Annotated in this window: 18 protein-coding genes; 6 read left to right on the top strand and 12 right to left on the bottom strand. The window is 43.7% G+C overall.

All coding sequences use genetic code 11. The features are described from left to right. Positions 1–2: 2 nt before the first annotated feature. From M3P07_RS04740 to M3P07_RS04695, 10 genes are all read right to left on the bottom strand, one after another. A complete protein-coding gene (locus tag M3P07_RS04740; RefSeq protein WP_249968742.1) occupies positions 3–1205 on the bottom strand; it encodes a DUF4249 domain-containing protein in 1203 nt (400 codons plus the stop codon). A 3-nt stretch (positions 1206–1208) separates the two neighbouring features. Beyond that, the gene (locus M3P07_RS04735; RefSeq protein ID WP_249968741.1) at positions 1209–2429 is read right to left on the bottom strand and encodes a DUF4249 domain-containing protein; all 1221 of its coding nucleotides are present in this window, start codon (positions 2427–2429) and stop codon (positions 1209–1211) included. A gap of 5 nt (positions 2430–2434) precedes the next feature. After that, positions 2435–3631 (bottom strand): DUF4249 domain-containing protein, encoded by a 1197-nt coding sequence (locus M3P07_RS04730; RefSeq protein WP_249968740.1) that lies wholly within the window; start codon positions 3629–3631, stop codon positions 2435–2437. 2 nt (positions 3632–3633) lie between these two features. Then, entirely contained in the window at positions 3634–6408 is a 2775-nt protein-coding gene (locus M3P07_RS04725) for a TonB-dependent receptor (protein ID WP_249968739.1), read from the bottom strand. Then, the gene (locus M3P07_RS04720) at positions 6408–7157 is read right to left on the bottom strand and encodes a hypothetical protein (RefSeq protein WP_249968738.1); all 750 of its coding nucleotides are present in this window, start codon (positions 7155–7157) and stop codon (positions 6408–6410) included. The genes M3P07_RS04725 and M3P07_RS04720 overlap by 1 nt, the downstream gene beginning before the upstream one ends. Before the next feature lie 186 nt (positions 7158–7343). Further along, entirely contained in the window at positions 7344–9737 is a 2394-nt protein-coding gene (locus M3P07_RS04715; protein ID WP_249968737.1) for a penicillin acylase family protein, read from the bottom strand. A 77-nt stretch (positions 9738–9814) separates the two neighbouring features. Further along, complete coding sequence (locus tag M3P07_RS04710) at positions 9815–11794, bottom strand: protein-disulfide reductase DsbD family protein (protein WP_249968736.1); 1980 nt, start codon at positions 11792–11794, stop codon at positions 9815–9817. Further along, the gene (tilS, locus tag M3P07_RS04705) at positions 11791–13098 is read right to left on the bottom strand and encodes a tRNA lysidine(34) synthetase TilS (protein ID WP_249968735.1); all 1308 of its coding nucleotides are present in this window, start codon (positions 13096–13098) and stop codon (positions 11791–11793) included. Before tilS ends, M3P07_RS04710 begins: the two co-directional genes overlap by 4 nt. A 22-nt stretch (positions 13099–13120) precedes the next feature. Continuing rightward, complete coding sequence (locus tag M3P07_RS04700; RefSeq protein WP_249968734.1) at positions 13121–14422, bottom strand: anthranilate synthase component I family protein; 1302 nt, start codon at positions 14420–14422, stop codon at positions 13121–13123. 6 nt (positions 14423–14428) lie between these two features. Beyond that, positions 14429–14962: an NADPH-dependent FMN reductase gene (locus M3P07_RS04695; RefSeq protein WP_249968733.1), complete on the bottom strand. Its 534-nt coding sequence runs from the start codon at positions 14960–14962 to the stop codon at positions 14429–14431. Between the two features lie 49 nt (positions 14963–15011). On the opposite strand from M3P07_RS04695, the gene M3P07_RS04690 reads away from it, so the two are divergent. Next, the gene (locus M3P07_RS04690; RefSeq protein WP_319946561.1) at positions 15012–16286 is read left to right on the top strand and encodes a heparan-alpha-glucosaminide N-acetyltransferase domain-containing protein; all 1275 of its coding nucleotides are present in this window, start codon (positions 15012–15014) and stop codon (positions 16284–16286) included. 9 nt (positions 16287–16295) lie between these two features. Here M3P07_RS04690 and lpdA read toward each other — a convergent pair whose 3' ends face one another. Then, on the bottom strand, positions 16296–17702 hold the full coding sequence (gene lpdA / locus M3P07_RS04685; RefSeq protein WP_249968732.1) for a dihydrolipoyl dehydrogenase: 1407 nt from the start codon (positions 17700–17702) through the stop codon (positions 16296–16298). A gap of 177 nt (positions 17703–17879) precedes the next feature. On the opposite strand from lpdA, the gene M3P07_RS04680 reads away from it, so the two are divergent. From M3P07_RS04680 to M3P07_RS04670, 3 genes are all read left to right on the top strand, one after another. Next, complete coding sequence (locus M3P07_RS04680) at positions 17880–18929, top strand: helix-turn-helix domain-containing protein (protein ID WP_249968731.1); 1050 nt, start codon at positions 17880–17882, stop codon at positions 18927–18929. A gap of 73 nt (positions 18930–19002) precedes the next feature. After that, on the top strand, positions 19003–20307 hold the full coding sequence (locus tag M3P07_RS04675; RefSeq protein WP_249968730.1) for an NTP/NDP exchange transporter: 1305 nt from the start codon (positions 19003–19005) through the stop codon (positions 20305–20307). Continuing rightward, positions 20291–21220, top strand: coding sequence for an aldo/keto reductase (locus M3P07_RS04670; protein WP_249968729.1), 930 nt, complete (start codon positions 20291–20293; stop codon positions 21218–21220). The genes M3P07_RS04675 and M3P07_RS04670 overlap by 17 nt, the downstream gene beginning before the upstream one ends. 504 nt (positions 21221–21724) lie before the next feature. Here M3P07_RS04670 and M3P07_RS04665 read toward each other — a convergent pair. Further along, a complete protein-coding gene (locus M3P07_RS04665) occupies positions 21725–22183 on the bottom strand; it encodes an Lrp/AsnC family transcriptional regulator (protein ID WP_249968728.1) in 459 nt (152 codons plus the stop codon). 150 nt (positions 22184–22333) lie between these two features. Here M3P07_RS04665 and M3P07_RS04660 point away from each other — a divergent pair, with 150 nt between their 5' ends. Both M3P07_RS04660 and nhaC read left to right on the top strand, forming a co-directional pair. Next, complete coding sequence (locus tag M3P07_RS04660; protein ID WP_249968727.1) at positions 22334–23554, top strand: aminotransferase class I/II-fold pyridoxal phosphate-dependent enzyme; 1221 nt, start codon at positions 22334–22336, stop codon at positions 23552–23554. A gap of 73 nt (positions 23555–23627) precedes the next feature. Beyond that, positions 23628–25109, top strand: coding sequence for a Na+/H+ antiporter NhaC (nhaC, locus tag M3P07_RS04655; RefSeq protein ID WP_249968726.1), 1482 nt, complete (start codon positions 23628–23630; stop codon positions 25107–25109). Positions 25110–25156 lie beyond the last annotated feature (47 nt).

The raw sequence follows: 25156 nt of genomic DNA, 5'->3' as shown, positions 1-25156 counted from the left end.
TGTTATTCAATCCAAAATTCGGGTAACTCCGAGGTTCCCAGTTCTTTACAATCCCCACAGACCCGAGTTGCTATAAAATAAGGTCCCTCTCCGGCTCCAGGTGGTGTATTATCAGCTACGTAAACACCCAGGCCACTTTCAATTATGGGGCGTAAAACGCATGTACCACCCATAGAAACTATGGGCGGGGCGCTCGGATTACAATCCACAACATAAGGTGGGAGTCGCTCCCCGGGATAAAAATCATCATAGTTGAAAAAGAGGCGTTTCTCATCGACCGAGGCTACATCAAAAAATCCAAGTACGCGTTCTTCCTCACTTTCCTTGGAAAAAACATTCCCCTCCAAGAATCCTGGTTGCGTCTGGGAAAATAAACTTTCAGAGCCCGAGAGTTCATTTAGAGTCTCAAAAAAGGTAAAGGCCTCATTGGACTGCACAAACTGCCTGACCAAAATGCTATATCTATGGGAAATGATATAGTTATTCCTTGGAATAAATCGAACCATAAAATTGTTAACCCGGTCTTCATCCAAGTCTTCGGTGGATGTGAGCACTATGGCATTGGAAAAATCCGTGGGATAGCACACCTGCTCATCGGTGGTATTGGGAACTTTTATGACGTTACAACCCCCTTCCGGGTCCCCAGCCAGCGATGTCGGAGTCCAAGTGGGCGCTATTACCCTATAGGTCTCCACATATTCGTACCGGTAATTTTTAGAACTTCCCGAGGGGTCGAAACTATCCACAAAAATGCCCATGCCATCTTCCCCAAAATCGCTGGTAATCCTTTCTGCCCTTACTTCGTCCAGTGAGGTTACTGCCGACATTTGGACAATATTCGAACTGTAACCCCTTCCGTCCCTAGTGGTAATGTCCAATTGATAGTCCACTCCGGATTGGGCAGCAAAGACCTGGTCAGATAGGTATACCCCATTTCCTGTGTGTTGGAAATCAAAAGTGTTACCTCCGGCCGACAGCCTAACCGTGGCACCCGATTCGGCAATGGGGCCATCTGCATCAAACTCATATGTACGTGAAAGTATCACTTGTTGGTTTTTAACTTCGTTCGTAATGGTCGCTTCAATCACCAAGGCGCTCTCAAAATCCACAAATTCCCCTTCAAACGGCTCAATACACCCCATAAGGTTGACCACAATAAAGGCCACGAACAATCTATATTTTATTTGAATTAAATTCTGTTTCATATACTATTCCTCAATCCAAAATTCGGGTGCTGTGGCATTACCAATCTCTGTGCAATCGCCACAAACCCTAGGTACAATTAAGTAAGGGCCTTCATTCTGATCCGGGCTGTCGTTATTCCCCACATATCTTACCAAATTCTCCTCCACCATAGTGCTCAAAACACATCTTGGGGGCAATCCCGGTGTCACCAAAATAGGTGCAGCGGGTGAGCAGGGATCCACATAGGGAGGCAAGTCCTCTCCTGGAAATAAGTCATCATAATTGAAAAATATGCGTTGTTCCTGTACAGAGGCCACATCAAAATAGCCCAGAACTTTTTCCTCCGCATTGGTATCTGAGCCAATATTCCCTTCCAAAAAACCGGGTTGGGTCTGGGAAAAGAAACTATCGTTACCGGAAAACTCGTTCAAGGTTTCGTAAAAATTATATGCTGAATTCGATTGTACAAATTGGCGTACCAAAATACTGTATCTGTGTGATATGATGTGTTTATCCCGCGGAATGAAACGAACCATAAAATTGCTTACCCTGTCTTCATTTAAATCGCTGGTATTGGTCTGAATGATGGCATTGGAATACTCAGTGGTAAAACAAATCTGTTCGGAAACGGTATCCGGAATCAATCGCACTTCGCAAAGCACCTCAGCTTCGGCCGCGGGAACCTTTTCCAATCCGGTAGGGTTCCAAAACGGGGCAATGACCTTATAGGTCTCTTCATATTGATAGCGATAGTTCACTGAGCTTCCACTGGGATCAAAACTATCGACCAATACGGCAATACCCTCCACTCCAAAATCGTTTGTGATTCGCTCCACCCGAACATCGTCTATTTGGGTGGCACGGGTCAGTGTCATTTCGGAAGAACTATACGATCTACCATCCTGGGTCTGGACAGACAACTGATAGGGTGTACTGGGTTGGGCTGCGAAGGGTAACTGCGAAAGATATACCCCTGGGGAACTTTCTGTAAAAACAAAAGTGTTTCCTCCTCCGGTCACGGTAACATTCGCGTTGCGCTCAGCGAGAGGGCCCTCATCCTCAAATTCAAAAGTACGGGTCAAAAAAACGCGCTGGACCTCCATTTTATCCGTTATGGTCGCTTCCACTACTATGGCGCTTTCAAAATCCTCAAAAACCACATCAATGGGTTCAATACAGCTGGATGCCAACAGCCAGGTGGCTGTCAGCACAAAAACTCCAATCCTGTGGGTTATTATTTTCATATTAATCATTCTGTCCAAAATTCGGGGGCTGTGTTACTGCCTAAAACCGTACAATCCCCACATTCGCGCGGGACCACCAAATATGGCCCTTCTTCAAATGGTGGGTCGTCATTTACATTCAAGTAACTCACCTGATTCGCTTCGACCATGGCACTCAACACGCAACGAGCTCCACCTTGACTTATTAACTTAGGCGCAATTGCCAGGCAGGGGTTAACATAATCTGGTAAATCCGCTCCTGGATAAAAATCTTCATAGTCAAAGAAAATACGCTTCTTGGAAACCGAACTAACCTCAAAGTAGCCCAACACTTTTTCGTTCGGGTCTCCATCCGCAACAACATTGCCCACCAAAAAACCGGGTTGACTTTCTGAAAAAATACTTTCAGAACTTGAAATTTGGTCCAACGAACTATAGTAAGATGCGGCATCATTGGACTGGGTGTACTGTGTCACCTCGATGCTATAGCGATGCGAAATGATATAGTTGTTATCGTCCATAAATCGCACCATAAACCTTTGCACCCTACTTTCATTAAGGTCTGCGGTGGTTGTCAAAATAATTTCGTTGGAATAATTGGTCGCAAAACAAATACGGTTTTGCGTGGTTTTGGGAATAACGTCCACCCCGCAATCAACCCCTGTACTCAACAAATCAAAATCATTCCATTCCGGAGCGATGATTTTATAAGTTTCTTGGTATTCGTATCTAAAATTCTGGGCATTCCCGGTGGCGTCGAAACTATCTACAAAAATTGCGATGCCTTCTTCACCCAAATTGCTTGTTATTCGAGCTGCATAAACGCTGTCCAATTCCACAGGCTGGGGTAGTTCGTTGCTTTGCGAACTATAGGATGATCCATCCCCAGTAACGATTTCAAGTTTATAACTGTTCCCGGGCAGTGCAGCAAATTCTTGCTGTGACCTAAATACTCCAGGTGCCGATTCTGTAAAAAGTATCTCATTGGTTCCATTTTCCACAACCTTAACCAATGCACCTGTTGCACCTTCGGGCTCTTCCTCAAAATTGTAGGTATACGAAAGATATACGGACTGCCTGCCCATCTCATCAGTAATGGTTGCATCAACTACCAGGGCACTCAAAAATTCTCCTGAATCTACTTCAAAAGGCTCCACACATGATGAAGTCAACATCACGCCAAAAGCAAACAGTGTTCCCAAGTCCCTTGGAGCAACTAGCATTGTTAGAATTTGAAATTATACGTAATTGTTGGCACTGGAATAGAGAAAATAGAGCTTTGATAAGCATTGATTTCCCCATCCTCGGTTACAAAAAACACGGAATATGGATTGTTCCTTCCCAAGACATTATAGATGGAGAAACTCCAAAAACTATGGGCAAATTTTTTGATTTTGTGATTGCCTTCCATATTAAAACTCAAATCGAGTCGGTAGTAATCCGGAATCCGGAATTTGTTACGATCACTATAAAACACAAATTCCGAATTGTTAAAGGCAAAACTTCCAATAGGAAACGTTACAGGTCTTCCCGTTTGGTAAACAAAATTGGCCGAGGCGCTAAACCTTTTGGTAAACTTGTAGTTGGCCACCACACTAATATCATGCGGTTTATCAAAATTGGACGGGAAGAACTCCCCGTTGTTCACCCTTTCCTCACCAAATTCACTATCCAATTTTACAAAGGACCTGGAATAGGTATATCCAATCCACCCATTTAGTTTACCATCATTCTTCTTAAGCAGGAACTCCACCCCATAGGCCTTTCCATCCCCCTGGATAACTTCGGTCTCAATGGCTTCGTTCAGTAGTAGCTGGGCACCTACTTTATAGTCCAAAAGATTGGTTTGCTTTTTATAGTACCCTTCCAAGCTGAGTTCGTACATATTCCCTTCGAAATTCTTGTACAATCCCAGGGAACCTTGATAGGCCTCTTGGGGCTTGATGTTCAAATCCGAGAGTTTCCATGTATCCGTTGGGGAAACCGTGGTATTGCTGGACAGGGTATGGATGTATTGAAAGGCGTTGTTGACACTGGCCTTGATAGAAAAGTCCGGACTAAGAAAGTACCGTGCCGATATTCTTGCCTCTGGGCCCCCGAAGGTTTCAATCACCTCATTATTGTCAAAATCCTGGGTTTCCACGAAAGTACCATTGTTCCTAGGCGCGTTGTCCTGGTAGATTCGTTGTGAGGAAGCTCCCAAGGCGGCATAAAACGAATAGCGGAGGCCAAGGTCTATCAACAATTTATCATTGACCTCATAACTGTCCGAAGCAAATATCGCCGATTCCAGTCCCTTTTCTTGGGGAATTACAAGGGAGGTTACCTCCGAATCAGGACCCAATGGCACAATATCTCCTGGGTCTACCACATAAAGCTTGCTGGACAACCCAAAATCGAACTTATGCTTGTCGCTATGGAGATACTTCATCTTTAGCTTTACCTCCGTCTCGTTGTTTTTGTAGCCCAAGTCGAAATCGTCGTTCGAGGTTCCGTCGAACTCGATTCCAAACTTGTATTCACTGTTGGATATATTTAGGCTACCCGTTGTTTTTTCACTGAATTTGTGATCCCAACTTAGGGAAACCAAACGGTTGCTATAGTCAAAAATGGAATCCGAAGTGATGCTGAACTCATCCCGGCTAAAATAACCTGTGGCCTTGATTTCGTTTTTATCGTCTATAGTATGGTTGTATTTGGCAACCACATCAAAAAAGGAAGCCGTACTGTTGTTCAACTGTTCGTCGTCCAAAGCCTTTAAGATCCAATCGGAATAGGTGGCTCTACCGCCCACCAAAAGGGCTGATTTATCCTTCACCACAGGAGTTTCCAAAACAATATTACTCGTTACAGGTCCTATGGAAGCCTCCCCGGAAAATTTCTGGGTATTCCCGTCTTTGGTCTCAATATCGAACACAGAGGATAGCCTTCCCCCAAATTCAGCCGGGATATTTCCCTTGTAAATTTCAGCCGAACCTGTTGTAAACGGGTTGATCGCCGAAAAGATTCCAAAAAAGTGGGAGGGGTTGTAAATGACCCCATTATCCAATAAAATCAGGTTTTGATCCGTTCTTCCACCACGAACATTGTAACCGGCTGCTCCTTCACCTGCTGTGGTAATACCCGGTAGGGTAACGGCCGCTTTTAGGATGTCCCGTTCGCCCAAGACCAGGGGAATGTTTTTAATTTTCTCCACCTCGATCAGGGTTACCCCGGTCAGGGCGGTCTCTACGTTCCTATCCAAATTCCCTTGGACCACTACCTCATCCAAGGCCTCAACACTTTCGTTAAGCTCAAAATTGAAAACTCCGTTGTTGTAAAGTATGATCTTGGTTCGGGAATCTTGGATACCCAGACCTTGCGTTCTAATGATGTTCTCCCCCACTGGCAGTTGCAAACTGAAGTTCCCGCTCGCATTTGTAGAGGTTCCTTCGTCGTTGCCCTCCACGATAATGGCCAAATCGGGAATCGGCTGCCCCGTTCGCGCATTGGTCACTTTTCCACTTAAGGTAAATGTTCTTTGCCTGTTATTGCGATTTTCCTTTCCAATCTTGATGACCTGCATTCCCCTGGACACCCCGGAATCCTCAGTATTGACAAATAAGGGGCCCAAATCTTGGATGTCGTCATAACTGGGACCATCATCCTCTATTTCATCCTTCTTTCCAAAGAAATCTTCTGGCAGGGATTCGTAGATCTGGTTATTTTGAAGCAAGAATATCTTATTGTCCTCTGCAATGTAAAAATTGAGCACGGTGTTCTTGAAGAGGTCGTCCAAAATTAGACTTACCTGCATATCCTGATAACTACCGGTCACCTTAATGTCTTTAAGCCAAGCTTCCAAATAGTAAAATCTGTAATCGGTTTTGCTCTCAATAGAACTAAGCGCATCGATTACATCAACATTGGTAAAGGATATGGAAATTCTTGGGATCTCATCTTGTGCCAAAGCATGTTGCATGCCTAAAATAAGCATGAACGAAATCAAAATTTTCTTCATCACTTGGAAGTGTTTTTAGGTTGGGACAACAGAATTTCCAATCGTTTCATTAGACTTATCTGGAAACCGTCTGGGTCTGATTTCCTAAGCCTTTTCGCCAGGTTGTAGAATTTATCTATGTCCTTCTTTAAATGGGGGAACACCAAAATGTTGTCCTTTTTGGTGTTTACAATATGGTATTTCCCTTGAAAAAACAGTACATGTTCGCTTGGTCCGTCCAAAAACTCATAGTAGAGCGAACTACGGTCCTTACGGTCAAAACTTTTCTTGGTGTATTTCGTGTAAAGGGTAAAGCGTGGACCTTGATAGGCTATTGCATAAAAGCCATATGCGTTGATTCCCGGGGCCTGCTCATTGTCCAGTTTTATAAAGTCTACACCATCTATAGTAAAGGAAACCAATTTTTCCTTAAAAAGTTGCAAGGTTCCTCCCCCGGCATTGCTGATCAGTCTTAGAAGTACTTCGTCCTCGAAGACATCGTACTTTAATTCCAATTCGTGGTAACACTCGCCATCGTAACAAACACTGCCGTTTAAAAAGTCCCTGCTCTTATAATATTGGGTGTATTCATTAATGGTCCTATACTTGTCCGTATGGATTATCCCCTGGTACAGACCCGTGTTTTCCAGGCCTATCTGCTGGTCAAAATGGTTGTAGTAGTCAACTTCTTGGGAATCTTGGGCATGAGTAGATATAATGCATCCAAGAGCCACCAATACCCTTAACGGGTTCCGAAAGAAATAAAGCATCGTGCTGTTTGATTGATGATTGCGGTATGTTGTTTTATTTGAATTAGCTTGACCCAATTTACCATTTAATGTGATAAATTTTAAATTTTTGTTAAAAATTCATGAATATTCAGGAACATGGTTAAATCACAAATATTTTGTTTGTGTTTTAACGACTTTTAACAAAGAATTTCTAATGAATCTGAATCATTGGGGTTCAAAAATGAGAACTGATGACGATCCACTTTGGATTTCTTCCTTGTTCATCATCATTTTTCGGAATTTGCCCTCCACAAACAGTTCGGCTTGGTCCTTATAATGTTCGCTGAAAGGATTTCCCGATTGCCCAGTGGGAAGTATACTGATACTATTTTCAATATCTGAAAAGTCTATCACCCTTCGGGTTGATGGTCCCACGTTAACTTTATGATAACCCGAACCATCATACGTAAAGGTCATGTTATTGATCACCTCTCTTGTCCCGTTGACCGGAAAGGGTCCAACATTGAAAAAGCTCCTTAGCGATTCCACCTGCCCAATAGGATGCGGATGTTCCAAAGTATGCACTTTGTCCCAGGTCCACTGAGAGGCATCGGGACCAAAATCGTCAATCAAGGATTGCCAAGCTTCGGCAAAGGATTTAAGAACAATTTCATCCCGTGTCTCCACCCTATCTTTTGTATGGATGTTGTCCCACCATGCCCCAGTCTTCATTTGGGCCCCAAAAGCAATCTGACGTTTAAACACATGAGTACCCAAGAATTGTTTGAATTTTTCCTCACCTAATTCGTCAAGGAAAGTGTTTTTAACCACGTAGTATTCACATCGATGGTAAAGGGTTGGATTGGTACCATCCAGCGTATATGTTCCATCCCAGTTTCGTAGTGCATCCACCTGCACCAATTGCTCTTCATTTAAGTGGGTGACGTCCAAAAGTTTGATCAATTCGGTTACCAAGGCGGGGTTAACCAATGAGGTGGCATCCAACATCATCTCTGAGGTGGACTCCCGGTCCCAACCATCCCTACTTTCCAACAACTGCACTATTCGCATCGCCCTGTTCTCTGGCAAGTAATATCCCGGATACAGCATTCCAGCGATGGAATCTGGTTGGTTGTTGGCGGAATACACATAATTCCACGGCGGGTTTATGGCCGAGGGATTTTCGGAAAAATCCAAATAGCGAATGGGTTCGTCTTTCCCGGAAGCCCCATCCATGATCATTTTGGTAGATACGCTATCTGGCATCTGGTATAGCAGTGCAGTGGCCCACCAACCAACATTACCTTCAGCATCCCCATACATCACATTCAATCCAGGAGCATGAATTTTGGGCAAAGCCCCCTTAAACTGCTCCAAATTAGCGGCATGGCTCATTTCGTATACAGCATCCATGACCTCGTTCTTCTTTTGGGTATAAATCCAGGACATTGCAATCGGTGTATCCCCCTCAATATCCTTCACAACCTTATTTACCACTGGCCCATGCCTGGTCTTCTTAATGGTAAAGGAAACGGGGTCAGCGTCCTTTACCTCGATTTCCTTGTTGACATATTCATACTTTTCCCATCCGTTTTCTGTTTTGTACTCCGTACTATCTGCTGGATTCGTTTGTTCTTGGTAAAAATCGATATCGTCATTCTCGAACATCGTTAAGCCATACGCCAAGTTTCGATCGTGCGCCAACATGGGGAACGGAACCCCGGCCATGTGATAGCCATACTTTTCATAGGTGGGGGTACTAATGTGGGCTTCGTACCAAACAGAAGGTTGCGCATACGAAATATGGGGGTCGTTGGCCAAGATTACTTTTCCGGACTTCGTCTTTGCGGGTGCAATTACCCAACTGTTGCTCCCTTCAAATTGAGGAACTGGCAACTTTTCCAAAGCCTTGAAAACTCCTGCCGTGATATTGACATCCAAACTATCCGTTTTGGCATTTCTGTAGTTCTTGATCCAAACCGTGGAGGTGTCGGAATACACGGCCATGTCTTGAATGTACTTTTCTCCAAGATTATTTTTGATGTCCGTTAATAAAGGGTCGGTTTTATGGGCCATGGCAAAACTAAAGGCCATATACCCCATGGCATCCAAAATATCGTTCAGATGGAACGATTCCTTTTTTAATCCGGTGAGATAAAATTCTATTGGTGTAGGTCCCTCCGCTATAAACTGATTCACGCCTTCCAAATATGCAGTTGCAAGGGCTACCGTTTCACTCTCCATGTCCATTTCAGAGACTGTTTGCAGGGAATTGTCGTCTATCCCAAGGGAAAGAAAAAACTTGTCAGTCTCCACTAAATCAGGTCCGAAAACTTCTGAAAGTCGACCTTTGGCTACCCGGCGCAACAGTTCCATTTGCCAGAGTCGATCCTGTGCATGAACATACCCCAAGGCCTTAATGGCATCCTTTTCATTATCAGCATAAATGTGTGGAATGCCATAGTCATCAAAATAAACTTTGACGTCATTGGATATGCCTGACAAAGTTTTTGTGCCATCGTAATCAGGCTTAAGACTTTGCACAAACAGAAGGGCACCGACTACTAGTATTAAAACAAGGCTAGCCAGTACTAAAAGTATTTTTTTTAGCTTCTTCACGGGGGTTTTGGTTAATTGAATAGTTACTCTAAGGTACACTATTTTGCAAAAAGCCTAAAACCAAAAGTGAGTGATAACTATTTAATCATGGATAATTGATAGGTAGCTAGACCCGATTTGAGCCATAGTCCATATTCCTCCACATCTGCATAATTCATCGCCTCGTTCAAAATCTCTAAGTTGGGTGATAGCAGCACATAGTAGGGTTGCGAGATTTCGTTGAAATTAATGGTCTGGAAAGTTCCCCATTTTAATCCTACCGTGGAAATTGTCTTTGTTTGTCCGCTATCGTACTTAAAATCAAATTGCTCAGCTTCAGGAAGCTCTTTGCGGTCATCCGTATAAAGGGAAATCAGGACATATTCGTTTTTGATGACTGGATAAATACTAGGGTCGCTCCAAACATATTCTTCCATTTTCCTGCAGTTGGCACAATTCCATCCGGTAAAGTCCAGCAATATAGGTTTGTTCACTTCTTGGGCGTACGCCAATCCCTCATCAAAATCCTTAAAGCAATCCAAGCCCAAGGGGCAATCTGTCTCCTTTTTTGCAAGGGTGTAAAAGTCCGGGGGAATAAATCCGCTTAACAGTTTCAAATTTCCAATATTCAATACACCCAAAATCAAATACACCGAAAAGGCAGCACTGATCACTCCCACAAATTTTCTTCCCATTGATAATTTTTGCTTGGGTCCATCGTGTGGAAAACGGAAAGCTCCAAATAAGTATAGTGCAGTCAGGACAAAAATCAAAATCCAGATTCCCAAGAATATCTCACGCTTTAGTATGCCCCAGTAGCCCACCAAATCGGCATTGGACAGGAATTTGAACGCAAGGGCCAGTTCCAAAAAGCCCAAGACTACTTTTACGGTGGTCATCCATCCACCAGATTTTGGTAGGGAATTCAACCATGTTGGAAACAACGCAAACAACCCAAACGGAAGGGCCAAAGCCAAGCCAAAGCCTACCATTCCCGCCGACAAATTGTTAGCCATATCCCCTTGTGTCAAGGTTGTTCCCCCCAATAAACCGCCTAAAATAGGTCCGGTACACGAAAAGGAAACAATCGCTAGGGTCAGGGCCATAAAAAAGACACCCAGCCCTCCCCCAACCTTGGAAGATGCTGCATCCATCTTATTGGCCCAAGAGCTAGGTAAGGTCAACTCGTAATATCCGAAAAAGGAAAAGGCAAAAAAGATGAAAATGGCAAAAAAGAACACATTGAGCCAAATATTGGTAGCAATGTTCTGTAGAATTTGAGAGTCTATGGAGTCGAACAAATGAAAAGGAAGACTCAGTAAAAAATAAATCAGTACGATAAAGAAACCGTAGAGCATGGCATTGGTTATGCCCTTGGATTTTTGCTGCGACTGTTTGGTAAAGAATGAGACCGTTAAGGGAATCATCGGAAATACGCAGGGGGTCAATAAGGCTATCAACCCACCCAGAAATCCCAGACCAAAAATCATCCAAAGCCCTGATTTCTGCTTGGCCTCGGTAAGACCACCTTGCTGAAGCAGTTCTTTGTTCTTCAGATCCAGTTTTAAGGATTGGCTCATGGCCAAACTCGCTTCATCGACATTTCTCGATGAGCCCAAAAAAGCCTGTCCATCCAAGGAAACCTGGAACCAAGCATCCATGGGGATGCAGACCTCTTTACAAATCTGATAAAATAAGTTAACGGAAATTTGCCGAACCTCCGGATTGAGGAGTTTTATCCTTTGGGTGAAAATGGCCTCCTTTTTAAAGAAGGTCTCCTCTACTTCAAAAATATCACTGTATTCCTTAATGGTTTCACTTTCGAGGGTTTTGCCAACCAACTCATAATCCTCGCCGGCCCCTTCAAATGTAAACTCACTGGGCAGAGAGCCCCCTTCGGCCGTGTATTGGGAGTACACATGCCAACCTTCCATGATTATCCCCTCAAAAACGAGTTCGTATTCCGTATCTGAAATCTTGTTGACCTCATGTGACCAAATGGCTGGTTCTTTGTCCGTTTGTGCCTGGAGCCCAAAACTGAACGAGATAAAAGTCAGCAGTAACAACAACTTTCTCATAAAAGCAGCGTAATTTTTAATATCGTTTGGGTCGAAGGTTCTACCTTAAACCGGTCATCCATTCTTTGCCCCACTACCCATACAACAGCATCACCGGAACACAGCAACCACTGTTTTTCCTTGGAAAAGACATCCATTTTCTCATCTTTAAAGAATTTGGACAGCTTTTTTTTGCCTTGCATTCCAAAGGGATAAAAATAGTCGCCTTTTTCCCAATTCCTTAATAATAACGGATAGTTTAACTTTTCCTTATCAACAAAAATGGTTTGTTTGGACGTTTGGCCCATTATCTTAACTTCCTCAAACTGAAGTCTTATGGGTGTTTTTATAGCTGTTTCCTTTGCAGAAACCAAAAAGTTTTGATTGGACTTTTCATGCTTTTCTGCCAGTATCAAATCCTCCCTGTCCTTTAGCATCCGGTGTGTGGTGGAATGTACTTCCTTGCCGCTAGGTGCTGTCAATAACCCTTTGACGTCATCCCATTCCCTAAATCCAAATTCCTTGAAGAGTTCATAGAGATGTGGTTCCAGGGGTTTCAATTGAAGCAGTTGATTTGTATTCACCCGTATCAGGCCATCCGTTTCCTCGAACAAGCGCGCTTTTAACTGGTCCGTATAAATTCCCAACAAATTTTTGCTATTCCGAAGGTGTTCTTGGGTGCTTTTAAAATTCTCCAAAAAAGACGGATGTAACCCCTTAAGCTCTGGGGCCAATTGATGTCGAATTTTATTTCGGAGGTATTTGGTTTCTTGATTGCTGCTATCTTCCCGCCACTCCACATTTTGGGTTGCTGCAAAATCCTGAAGTTCCCTTCGGGAAAATGGAAGCAGGGGCCTTACAATCTTGCCATTTTGGGCCGGGATTCCGGATAGTCCGTCCACTCCCGTACCCCTGGAGAGGTTGATCAAAAAAGTCTCGAGGCTATCGTCTGCATGATGCGCGGTAAGCACATAGTCATAAGATCCAGTTTCCAGCAAACTTTTGAACCAATCATACCGTAATCTTCGTGCCCCCATTTGAACGGAGCCCCGATGCGTTTCCACATAACTTGAGGTTTCAAAAGATTTTACCTCGACGCCCACACCAAGTTGTTTGGCCAAATCGCGGACAAAGGCCTCATCCCCATCACTTTCCTTTCCCCGCAGATTAAAATTGCAATGGGCCAAGGTAATGTCCCACCCTAACTTATGGGCCAAATGGGTCAACACCACACTATCCAAACCGCCACTGCAAGCGATGAGGATAGGTCTTCCCTGAAGAAATGGGAAATGATTTTTGATATGTGCCTCAAATTCCGATAGCATCTGGCAAAAGTAGCAATAAACCTTAGCTTCCTTCCAAAACGCTCCGCATGGCCTTGGCCTTGAGCAGACATTCTTGGTATTCCCGTTCTGGGTCCGATTTGGAGGTAATGGCACTTCCCACGGAGAAGGACACGTACTTTTTGGTTGCATTGTACAGGATACTTCTGATTACAACGTTGAAATCAAAGTTGCCCTCTGGATCAAAATAACCGACCGCTCCACTGTACAACCCACGTTTGGTCTCTTCTTGTTCCTCAATGATTTTCATGGCCGAAACCTTGGGAGCTCCCGTCATGCTACCCATAGGAAAGGTATCCTTGATCAATTGTATGGGACTAAAGTTTTCCGGCACTTCAGACACAATGGTGGAAATCATCTGATGCACCTGCTTAAAGGGATACACCTTGCACAATTCCTTGACTTCCACACTTCCCTTAAGGGCACTTTTGGACAGGTCGTTCCGAACCAAATCCGTAATCATAATATTCTCCGTCCGCTCCTTTATGTCCAATTCCAAAGTCTGCATCAGATGGATATCTTCCATGGCGTTTTCTCCCCTCGGGGCCGTCCCCTTGATGGGTTGCGAGACCACCCTCCTCCCTCGTTTGCATAAATAACGTTCCGGGGATGCGCATAAAAGATACTTGTCCTCCAACCTTAAAAAAGAGGCAAAAGGCGGGGTGGAAATTCGATTGAGATTTTTATAGGTCTCCCAAGGGTCAATTGTCGTGTCCTCTGCATAAAATTCCTGACAGAAATTGGCCTCGTAAATATCTCCTCGTTGTATATGGTGTAAAAAACGGTTGGCTTTTTCAAAATAAGCATCCTTGTGTATGCGCAATTTTATTCGAACCGATTGTTGATCCCTCTCCGCCGGGGATCTTTCTCCGGACAATTTTTGGAGTGCCTCAAAATCTAGGGGGATGTCATCCGAAACTGACGGCATGTACAAAAATTGTAATTCCCCATCTCTTAGCAGGATGATTTTGCTGGGCTGAAAAAAATGGATCTCCGGGAATTCCAGTCCATCATGGTTATGGGAATACAGGTTTTCCAATTGGTTCTTAAAGTCGTACGAAATGTACCCAAACAACCAATCTTGTCTTTTGTCGATAAAATCAGCTGTTTTATCGATGGTTTTTATGGGAATTTCAGACTTATCGTTCTGTCCGTTAATAGCAAGAATTGCATCGAATTTTCCAAAGGAATCTGAATGATTATTACTATCCAACCAAGCCACGTTTTCAAAATGCCTGGACCATTCCAAAAGGGCATTTTTGAATTTTTTGGAGGAAACTACGGGAAACGAACGTTGCTCTCGCAATAGGATTTACTTAAGTGATTCCAAAAATTGGGTCAATGCAGCTTGAAGGGCTTTCCCAAACTCCGCCTCCATTACGCCATTGTCGTCAAAACTATGATTGAAGGAGGGCAAGGAAAAAGTTGCCACAACCTCAGCGCCAAATCTCGGCAACATGGCCTCCACTACCCCCAAGGCACCAATCCCCCCACGTCTTCCTGGTGAGGTTGACATAAGCAGGACCTTTGTGTTTTCCAAGAAATTCCGGTCCACTCGGGACAACCAGTCCAATACATTCTTAAAGTAGGCTGAAGGATTCCCATTGTGCTCGTTGACGGAAAGAACCAAACCTTGGGCTTTTGCAATATCGTTCTTCAACTCCACCAAAGAATTTGAATATCCTTTTTCTTTTTCCTCATCCTCGCTGAACATAGGGAAGGGATAACGGGTCATGTCCAACAACTGGATGTCATGTCCATCAATTAATGCAGTGGTGTACTGCACCAATTTAAAGTTAACGGAAGTGGAAGAATTGCTTCCTGCAAATGCTAAAATCGCAGCCATACGGGAAAATCTATGATTGTTTCGCTAAAATACCCTAAAACGCCATTCCATGCGAGTATTTTGTCTAATTTTGACCCGCAAAACGTCCAAACTTGCTGTTAGGCAAGTATATAGGGTAATTGTACACCAGATGAAAGCCAAGTCCGCAAGATTGTTCTTTATCGACGCCATGAGGGCCTGGGCCATTTTAATGATGCTCCAAGGGCATTTCATTGATGGGCTGTTGGATCCCATTTTTAGGGATAAGGAAAACATGGTTTTCAAAACCTGGCTTTATTTTAGGGGCATCACCGCTCCCGTTTTCTTTACGGTATCGGGATTTATTTTTACCTATTTATTGATTAGGGTTCCGCAAAAAGGGTTTGATAATCCAAGGGTGAAAAAAGGAATCCGCCGAGGATTACAACTTCTGCTCATAGGCTATTTGTTGCGCACCAATTTTGTTGGTCTTTTAAGCGGACATATTTACGGCTCTTTTTATTTGGTGGATGTGCTACATTGTATTGGGCTTTCCATTTTGGCTGTAGTCGGGGTGTACCTCTTTTCTGCAAAGAGGGGCAGCTGGGTATTTCCTGTCGTATTGCTCGGTATAACCTTGGGGCTATTCTTGTTTGAACCTGTATACAAACAATGGTCCTTTGGCTTTTTGCCAGAAATGATCGCCAATTATTTCACCAAGGCGAACGGTTCGGTGTTCACCATAATTCCCTGGTTGGGATATGCCACAGTTGGAGGATTCCTATCCGTCCTATTCACCAAGTTCAGGGACCTTAAATATTTGTACCCGACCGCCATTGCTATCGCTACCTTGGTCGGTCTATCCCTGATTTACTATTCCTCCCTAGGGTTTGTGTCCCTTCATCAGGTAACGGGAATTGAATTGTTCAGCCTGATCCAGTCCAACAATTATCTCTTTATTCGATTGGGCGATGTGTTTGTGGTTTTTGCCGTGTTCATGATCATCCGAAAGTTCTTGACCAACACCACGGTTTTAAAGATTGGGGCGAGTACCCTTTCCATTTATGTGATCCACTTTATCATTCTCTATGGAAGCTTCACGGGAATGGGTCTCTATCGATTCTTTAAATACAGTCTTTCACCTTCGGTGGTAATTGCCGGAGCCTTGGCATTTATGGTTATGTGTACCTATTTGGCACTGTTGTACAACAAACACGAGATTGAAATCAAGGCGCAATTATCCAACGGAATTGCACAGCTAAAAATCAAGGGTGGCGAGCTTTATCAATTCGCAAAACCTGCCGTCAAAGATGTTTCCCTAAAGGTGAAACTATTTTTGAACCGTGTACTTCGAACGGTCAAATAATTTCGATTTCTAAATATGGATTGGCCTATCTTCCGTGGCAGCCAAGGCAGCTTCTTTTACCGCTTCGGCATAGGTCGGATGCGCATGGCTCATCCGTGCGATGTCTTCGGCGGAAGCCCTGAACTCCATGGCAGTAACCCCTTCCGTGATCAAGTCCGCACAGCGAGCCCCGATCATGTGTACTCCCAACACCTCATCGGTGTTCTTGTCCGCTAGGATTTTTACAAAACCATCGATATCCATACTGGCCCTGGCCCTTCCCAATGCACGCATTGGAAACTGTCCAGTTTTGAATTCAATCCCGGCTTCCTTTAGTTCTTCTTCGGTCTTCCCAACTGCTGCAACCTCCGGCCAAGTATATACCACTCCGGGAATTAGGTTGTAATTGATATGCGGCTTCTGACCGGCCAAAATCTCCGCTACCATGGTACCTTCTTCTTCGGCCTTATGGGCCAACATGGCTCCGCGAACCACGTCGCCTATGGCGTAGATATTCGATGCACTGGTCTGCAAGTGTTCGTTCACCTCCACTCTTCCCCTTTCGTCCAACTTTACTCCCGCAGCCTCTGCATTTAATCCATCTGTATAAGGTCTTCTTCCCACTGAAACAAGGCAGTAATCCCCTTTGAACTCAACCTCATTGCCTTTTTTGTCATCGGCTTTCACAATTACCTCATCTCCCTTGCGCTCCACTGACTTCACTTTATGGGAAAGATGGAATTTCATCTTTTGTTTTTTCAGGGATTTCATCAATTCCTTGGAAAGTCCGCCGTCCATCCCAGGAATGATCCGATCCATGAACTCCACCACGCTAACTTCAGACCCAAGACGCTTGTACACCTGTCCCAATTCCAAACCGATAACACCTCCCCCAATTACGATCATATGCTTGGGCACCTCCTTCAGTTCCAAGGCTTCTGTAGATGTGATGATTCGTTCTTTATCCAAAGTGATAAAAGGTAAGGTAGATGGTTTTGAACCAGTGGCAATAATGGTATGTTTGGCCTCAATGGTCTCTGTCTTGCCGTCTGCAGCATCAATATTGATATGTGTTGCGTCCTTAAAACTCCCTACCCCCTGATAGACATCAATCTTGTTTTTGTCCATCAAAAATTGGATGCCCTTTGTGGTCTGATCCACAACAGATTGCTTTCTTCCAATCATTTTTTGGAGGTTTACCTTGACTTCTCCAGGAATCTCGATACCATGCTCCTCAAAATGCTTTACGGCGTCCTCATAGTGGTGTGAGGAATCCAACATGGCCTTGGACGGAATACATCCCACATTTAAACAAGTACCACCCAAAGTGCTGTACTTTTCTATGATTGCGGTTTTCATTCCTAATTGTGCACAGCGAATTGCCGCTACATAGCCTCCAGGTCCAGAGCCAATTACGGCCACATCATATTGATTCATATCAGTTTCTTAGGGATTTTGTTTCGTTTTGATATTGGGTACAAAAATAACGATGTTTCTTAGAAACACCTTCTCTTTTTGGGATTTGATTTATCTAGGTTAGGGATTCTAACAATCTTATGTTAAAGCCCACTCCAGCACCGTGAAATTTGATTAATTTCAATTGCTTTTGCACCTATGCGAACCTTCAAATTACAAACCGAAATAGAGCTGTTTGCCGCCGGGGTCGGGGCGGTCCAAAGTCTTTTTATGTCTATCCACAGTTTGTTGGAACGTAAACGGGATTTTAGGAACCTGCTATTATTTCTGTTCTTTTTAGCCATAACCATAAGACTTACAAAATCCATTCTTTGGGTGTATATGGATGTTACACCGGTTTGGTTGATCAATCTAGGATTTGCCGCCCATGCTTTATCCGGGCCTGCCCTGTTGCTATATGTATGGTACTTTTTATCCCGAAGAAAATGGTCCAAATGGAATCTTTTACATTTTGTCCCAGGACTTCTTTTATGCCTATCCATGAACAACCTTTCCGAAGAAGGATTTTGGTATGCAGGTGGCTATCATGTGCTATTGTTCCATCAACTGGCTTATAGCGCAGCAGGTCTAACGGTCCTGATTCGATTCTTTCGACAAAGGAGCATCCGTGTTAAATTGAAGAAAATCGCCAAGATATGGCTGATTGCACTGGTTTTGGGAACAGCTGTCCTTCAACTACTGTATTTTACCAACTACATTTTGGGTATAACACCCTATATGTTGGGGCCAATGGTATATCTTCCCTTGATTTACTTTTTGGCCTTCTTGCTCTTTAAGAATCCATCCTTGTTAAAAACGCGCACAATTGATAGCCATCAGAATATTAGGCTATCACAAGCAGCGTTGGAACAAACAGCCTTAAAATTGAAAAATCTTATGCTGTCCCAAAAATTGTATTTGAACCCCAATTGCACTATGGCCCAAGTCGCCTCGGCTGCCAAGTTACCCCCGTATTTGGTGTCCTATGTGGTCAACCAAGTCTTAGGACAAAGCTTTCCGGATTTTTTGAACACTTTTCGAATAGAGGCTGTAAAACAGTACTTGATCAATCCCGAATACCAAAATACCAAAATCGCAAGTATTGCCTACGATTGTGGCTTTAACACGCTTTCTTCCTTTAACGCTGCCTTCAAAAAAAATACTGGCACCACTCCTACTGGCTTCCAAAAAGCTAACCTCTCGGCTTAGCGATTTATAAATTCGTCAGAGCTATTCATCAATAACACAGTGCAGCTGGTTTACTATGTCCATCTTGGTTTCCATGGGCATCAAGAATTTTTTCGGGTTTACGCCAACACAATCCAAGGACAAGACTCCCCGACTGGTGGCATGGTCTGCTCTTTATTTTTTCTGTCTGCTTTGTAGCTATTTTATTTTACGTCCACTGAGGGACGAGATGGGCATCCTAAACGGGGCAGTAAATATGCAGTGGCTTTTTACGGGAACTTTTGTGGCAATGCTGGCCGTGGTTCCCATTTTTGGTTTTTTGGCAAGTAGGTATTCCGTGGACAAAATATTGTTGTACGCCTATGGTTTCTGCATCTCCAATATTTTGATTTTTTATCTCCTGTTCACCATCCAAGGTCCATCCAAAGGTATTGCGGCCACTTTTTTTATTTGGTTGAGCGTATTTAACCTATTCGTGGTTTCCCTCTTCTGGAGTTTTATGGCGGACCTATTTGGCAGTTTGGCCTCCAAAAAATACTTTGGGATAATTGCTGCTGGTGGGAGCTTGGGAGCACTTGTAGGGCCCGTGATTGCCAATGTAGTGGGCAGGTATTTTTCTATCGGGCTTTTGCTACTCCTGGCTGCATTTTTTCTACTGATGGCACTTTGTTGCATTCATTTCATTCTAAAGCATCGACCCGAAAAGGTTTCCGATTATAAAGATGACGCAAAAACAGTAACGCTTAAGAAACTATTTGGAGGGATTCGGCAGGTGGTCCGGTCCCCTTACCTTTTGGGCATTGTGGGTTTTGTGCTCCTTTACACCTCCATCTCCACCGTATTATATTTTGAGCAGGCCCATATTGTGGAACAGGAACTGCCCGAGAGTGCAGACCGTATCGATTACTTCTCCAAACTGGATTTCACAATCAATGCCATTGCCATTTTCGGGCAGTTTTTCCTAACCGCCAAGCTTATTCAAAAAATTGGGCTCCCTTTGGTGTTGACTTCCATTCCGCTTTTGATGGCCATTGGTTTATTTTTTTTAGGGCAAAATGCCACCCTTCCCATTATCGTAGTTTTAATGGTTTTGCATCGTTCCGGAAATTTTATGCTCTTACGGCCCGGGCGCGAAATCCTATTTACCGTGACTGGTTTTGAAGAAAAATACAAGGCCAAGAATTTTATAGACACAGCGGTTTATCGCGGTGGGGATGCCTTGGTCGGATGGATTTTTGCCGGTGTAAGCGCCATTGGATGGAGTCTGGGATTTATCGCTTTTATGACGGTGCCCCTGTCCATTTTATGGGGACTGGTTGGCTTTCGATTAGGGAAATCACAATTGGAAAAAGAGAATGCATTAACTTTAAAAGACAAGATGTATGAAAAACATGTATAACAGAAGGGACACCTTGAAGTTGTCTTTGTTGGCAGGTTTAGGGCTCTCACTAGACCCAATGTTCGGGATGTTGGAATCTGAAAAGAAAATCCATACACGACCCATTCCCAAAACAGGTGAGGCGTTACCCATTGTGGGATTGGGTACTTGGCAAACCTTCGATGTGGGAAGTTCTCCCGAAAAACACAAGGTGCTTTCCCAAGTTTTATCCACATTGCACAGCTTGGGCGGAACGGTTATTGACTCATCACCGATGTACGGTAGCTCGGAAAGGGTGGTGGGCGACCTGACCCGGGAATTGACTTTTCACAACCGGTTATTCTACGCAACTAAAGTGTGGACATCAGTTAAACAAGCGGGCATACGCCAAATGGATTCCTCCCTTTCCAAAATGGGAAGAAAGCAAATGGATTTGATGCAGATCCACAATCTGGTGGACTGGAAAACCCATGTGAAAACCTTGAAAGAATGGAAAGAACAAGGAAAAATACGCTATTGGGGCATCACCCATTATGTAGATTCCGCCCATGCATCCTTGGAGCACATTATGGCATCCGAACAGCCTGATTTTGTACAGTTTAATTATTCCATCCGGTCTAGGCATGCTGAAAAATCCCTGTTTGAAACTGCCAAAAAACATAAGGTGGCCACTTTGATCAACCAACCTTATGGGGGTGGTTCTTTGTTTAGATTGGTCAAAGGCAAACTACTTCCACCTTGGGCCAAGGAGTGGGATATCAATAGTTGGGGGCAGTATTTTCTGAAGTTCATATTATCCAACCCAGAGGTTAGCTGCGTTATCCCCGGAACGTCCAAACCGCACCACATGTTGGACAATATGGGAGCTGGACTGGGAAAAATCCCAGACAAGACCGCAAGGAACAAAATGGCAGCCTATCTTAAAACGTTATAGCGGAATTACATCGGGGCCAAAGGAAACTTGACGGCGCCATAGCACCCAATCCAAAGACCACCAATATGGGAAAGATATAGTCCGGTTTCAAACCAAACTGGCCCATGCCAGTGCCCGCTGGATGTAAGAACAAGGAACTCTCCAATAATGAAAAGTGAAATTAAAAACAATGGCAAAAAATTATCCTTGACGACAATTAAAGTCGAAATAAATCCAGCGATTACCGCAGAAAGAAAAAATGCCGTACTTCCAAAAAACAATTCTTGAATAGTAGATGTACAAAAACTTAAGCCTTTAAATAAAATGTTATGTGATATTGTTGTATAAAGTATAAGGGATAACCCTCCAATGACCGTGGAGAGCACCGTGAGTAAAACCCGTGTACGCGAATTCATGAGTAAAAAGATGTTTTTTGATTGTGGTTCGTTTCTTGATTTGACCAAAAAATTAGGAATATCCCACGAATCCGGAATCCTATTTAACATCGATTTACGTTAAACTTTGCTAAATAGAAATTGCCGTGCTATGCTTGACTTCGTTGATAACAAAGGAACTTTGCGTACTCCCGATGTTATTGATTGCAGTAAGTTTGGCAACCATAAATTCCCGGTATTTGGCCATATTTGCCACATGGACCTTTAAGATATAATCGTAGTCCCCACTCACATGGAAACATTCGGAAACCTCCTCCAATTTTAGAATCTCCCGCTCAAAACGGAGTACATTTTCCTTGATGTGCTGCGCCAAGCGTATATGGCAGAGGACAGTAAAATTTCGATGTGTTTTCTCTTTGTCAACGAGAGCCACATAATCGGTGATGACGCCATTTCGCTCCAATCTTCGAATACGCTCGTATACCGCAGTTTTGGACAACCCTAAGCTGTCCGCATACTGCTTGGTGGTTTTTTTACAATCCTGTTGCAGTAGATTAACTAGTCTTTTATCAAGGTCATCCAATTCCATACCGACAATTTTTCATGTTTTCAATTAATTAAACGATAAATTTAGAATAATATTCTAAATAATAGCTATATATAGAGCTAAGTTCCATTAATCTAAATAATTATTGACATTTTTTCTTGTTTAGGGTAATTTTACTGCAAAACTTACCTAATGAAATATAAAGCTTCAGATCAAATCCAAGATTTACAGTATTTTGGAGAGTTTGGAGGTGTTAATCCCTCTATTTCAGATTCATCCACCTATACCTTTTTGTCGGCCAAAACCATGTTCGATACCTTCGAGGGCAATACCGAAGGTTGCTACTTGTACAGTAGGCACTCCTCCCCTTCCAATCTCTATTTGGGGGAAGCCATGGCCCAATTGGAAGGTACCGAGTCAGCCAACGTCTATGCCAGTGGAATGGGAGCGATTAGTGCAGTCATACTCCAATTATGTGATGCAGGTGACCACATTGTTTGTAGCCGAACCATTTACGGGGGAACCTATGCCCTATTGAAAAATTTCTTGAGAAAATTCAATATCTCCGCCTCCTTCGTGGATATTACCAAATTGGATGTCGTGGAAAACTCCATCACCCCAAAAACAAAGATGGTGTATTGTGAAGCGATCAGCAATCCATTGCTTGAGGTAGCCGATGTTGCAGCCTTATCCAAACTATCCAAACAATTTGAGATCCCTCTCGTGGTGGACAACACCTTTTCCCCACTATCCATCAGTGCGGCCAAACTAGGAGCGGATATTGTGGTGCACAGCCTTACCAAATTCATCAACGGCAGCAGTGACTGTGTAGCTGGAGCTGTATGTGCATCCAAGGAATTTTGTCTAAGTCTAAAGGATGTAAACGATGGCGCCGGTATGTTGTTGGGTTCAACGCTCGATAGTCTCCGTGCAGCATCCATCCTTAAAAATATGCGTACGCTACATATCCGTATCAAAAAGCATAGCGAAAATGCCGAATACCTAGCGCATCAATTTGAAAACGATGGTTTTACCGTTGTTTATCCCGGTCTTGAATCCCATTCGGGACATCAGGTGATGACCTCCCAATACAATCCGGAATTTGGTTATGGCGGTTTGCTCACTTTGGATGTTGGCTCCCTGGACATGGCCAACGCCTTGATGGAGTTGATGCAGCGTGAAAAACTTGGGTACTTGGCGGTTAGCCTCGGATTCTACAAGACACTTTTCAGTGCACCCGGAACCTCCACTTCGTCAGAGATACCGCTGGACGAGCAGGAAGCACTGGGATTGTCTCAGGGATTGATACGCTTCTCCATTGGTTTGGACAACGATATTCACAAAACTTATATGGCCATGCGTTCGTGTATGGAACGCCTTGGAATTTTGCAAACAGGCAAAGTACTGGTATAAAAGCCCCTTGCCCACATTGTTTGCAGAACAGGATGCAATGTCGTAATATTACTCGTTAACAAAACCAGACTACATGGCGGAAAAAGCCCAAAAACCCAAGTATAGAGAAGCAGAAAACATCGTAGAAAACAAAGAACTCAATATTTGGGAAGCCCTAATCCCGGTTTTCGCCTTGGTGGCCATGTTGGCCTATAACGTTTATGTGTTTGGCGATGATGCGCTGAGTGGCTCCAACCAATTCATCCTACTTTTAGGAGGGGCTGTCGCGGCCATTGTTGGATTCTTCAATAATGTTTCGTACAAGCAAATGCTGGCTGAGGTAGCCGAAAATGTTCGATCTACAACAGGTGCCTTGCTCATCTTACTTTTGGTGGGGGCTTTGTCCGGAACTTGGCTGATCAGCGGCATTATTCCCGCCATGATTTACTATGGACTTCAAATTTTGAATCCCACCATATTTTTGGCAGCATGTGTTATTATTTGTGCCATTATTTCCATTGCAACAGGAAGTAGTTGGACCACGGCTGCAACCGTGGGAATTGCCTTGATCGGTATCGGGGAAGCTCTTGGAATTTCTTTGGGAATGACTGCAGGAGCCGTACTTTCCGGCGCATATTTTGGAGACAAAATGTCTCCCTTGAGTGACACAACAAACCTCGCCCCTGCCATGGCAGGAGGGGATTTGTTTTCCCATATTCGATATATGGGTTGGACTACGATTCCAACCATTTCGATAACCTTGGTGGTTTTTATTATTCTCGGATTTACCATAGATACTTCTGGAGTTGCAGATACGGACGCCATCCTTAAAAATGTAGCCGCCACCTTTAATATCAATGGGTGGTTGTTTTTGGTCCCTTTGGTAGTGATATTTTTAATCGTAAAAAAAGCGCCACCGCTTTTGGCTCTTTTAATTGGAACTCTCCTAGGTGGGCTTTTCGCATTGATTTTCCAACCCGATTTGGTCACCACCATTGGAGGTGGGACAAGCCTAAGTTTTGAGTCAGGATACAAAGGAATTTTAAATGCGATCACCGTGGATACTGCTATTGAAACCTCGGACCCTGCACTAAACGACCTTTTCTCATCTGGGGGTATGGCAGGCATGTTGGGTACCATCTGGCTGATTGTGTGCGCCATGGTTTTTGGTGGCATTATGGACGGGATTGGTGCGCTACAGCGAATCACAAAGTCATTGCTCAGTATGGCCAAGACCACTTTTGGTCTATTTGCCAGCACCGTTGGTAGCTGTTTGGCCCTGAACGTTACGGCTTCTGACCAGTATCTAGCGTTAGTGGTTCCTGGTAAAATGTTCTCCAAAGCTTATGAGGAGCGTGGACTTGCACCTGAAAACCTCAGTAGGACCTTGGAGGATTCCGGTACGGTAACTTCAGTACTTGTGCCTTGGAACACCTGTGGTGCTTACCACAGCGGTGTATTGGGCGTACCCGTAGTGGATTATTTTGTCTTCGCCATTTTCAATTGGCTAAGCCCTTTTATGACATTGCTCTTTGCGGCCTTCAAAATAAAAATCAAGCAACTTAGCACGAAATAAAACGCATTATAAGCAAAAGTGTTTTGATCATTTTATTTGATTCCGAA

The sequence above is a fragment of the Flagellimonas myxillae genome (genome assembly GCF_023502235.1).
GTDB lineage: Bacteria > Bacteroidota > Bacteroidia > Flavobacteriales > Flavobacteriaceae > Flagellimonas > Flagellimonas myxillae.
Note: the sequence above shows the minus strand (reverse complement) of the source record. Positions and strands in the feature narration are given on the sequence as shown.

What these genes read in the sequence shown, in the direction of transcription:
- lpdA (WP_249968732.1), bottom strand. Translation starts at nt 17,702, where the DNA reads ATGAATCAATATGATGTGGCCGTAATTGGCTCTGGACCTGGAGGCTAT.
- M3P07_RS04730 (WP_249968740.1), bottom strand. Translation starts at nt 3,631, where the DNA reads ATGCTAGTTGCTCCAAGGGACTTGGGAACACTGTTTGCTTTTGGCGTG.
- M3P07_RS04660 (WP_249968727.1), top strand. Translation starts at nt 22,334, where the DNA reads ATGAAATATAAAGCTTCAGATCAAATCCAAGATTTACAGTATTTTGGA.
- M3P07_RS04720 (WP_249968738.1), bottom strand. Translation starts at nt 7,157, where the DNA reads ATGCTTTATTTCTTTCGGAACCCGTTAAGGGTATTGGTGGCTCTTGGA.
- M3P07_RS04670 (WP_249968729.1), top strand. Translation starts at nt 20,291, where the DNA reads ATGAAAAACATGTATAACAGAAGGGACACCTTGAAGTTGTCTTTGTTG.
- M3P07_RS04735 (WP_249968741.1), bottom strand. Translation starts at nt 2,429, where the DNA reads ATGAAAATAATAACCCACAGGATTGGAGTTTTTGTGCTGACAGCCACC.
- tilS (WP_249968735.1), bottom strand. Translation starts at nt 13,098, where the DNA reads ATGCTATCGGAATTTGAGGCACATATCAAAAATCATTTCCCATTTCTT.
- M3P07_RS04675 (WP_249968730.1), top strand. Translation starts at nt 19,003, where the DNA reads ATGGGCATCAAGAATTTTTTCGGGTTTACGCCAACACAATCCAAGGAC.
- M3P07_RS04680 (WP_249968731.1), top strand. Translation starts at nt 17,880, where the DNA reads ATGCGAACCTTCAAATTACAAACCGAAATAGAGCTGTTTGCCGCCGGG.
- M3P07_RS04710 (WP_249968736.1), bottom strand. Translation starts at nt 11,794, where the DNA reads ATGAGAAAGTTGTTGTTACTGCTGACTTTTATCTCGTTCAGTTTTGGG.
- nhaC (WP_249968726.1), top strand. Translation starts at nt 23,628, where the DNA reads ATGGCGGAAAAAGCCCAAAAACCCAAGTATAGAGAAGCAGAAAACATC.
- M3P07_RS04665 (WP_249968728.1), bottom strand. Translation starts at nt 22,183, where the DNA reads ATGGAATTGGATGACCTTGATAAAAGACTAGTTAATCTACTGCAACAG.
- M3P07_RS04725 (WP_249968739.1), bottom strand. Translation starts at nt 6,408, where the DNA reads ATGAAGAAAATTTTGATTTCGTTCATGCTTATTTTAGGCATGCAACAT.
- M3P07_RS04695 (WP_249968733.1), bottom strand. Translation starts at nt 14,962, where the DNA reads ATGGCTGCGATTTTAGCATTTGCAGGAAGCAATTCTTCCACTTCCGTT.
- M3P07_RS04740 (WP_249968742.1), bottom strand. Translation starts at nt 1,205, where the DNA reads ATGAAACAGAATTTAATTCAAATAAAATATAGATTGTTCGTGGCCTTT.
- M3P07_RS04690 (WP_319946561.1), top strand. Translation starts at nt 15,012, where the DNA reads ATGCGAGTATTTTGTCTAATTTTGACCCGCAAAACGTCCAAACTTGCT.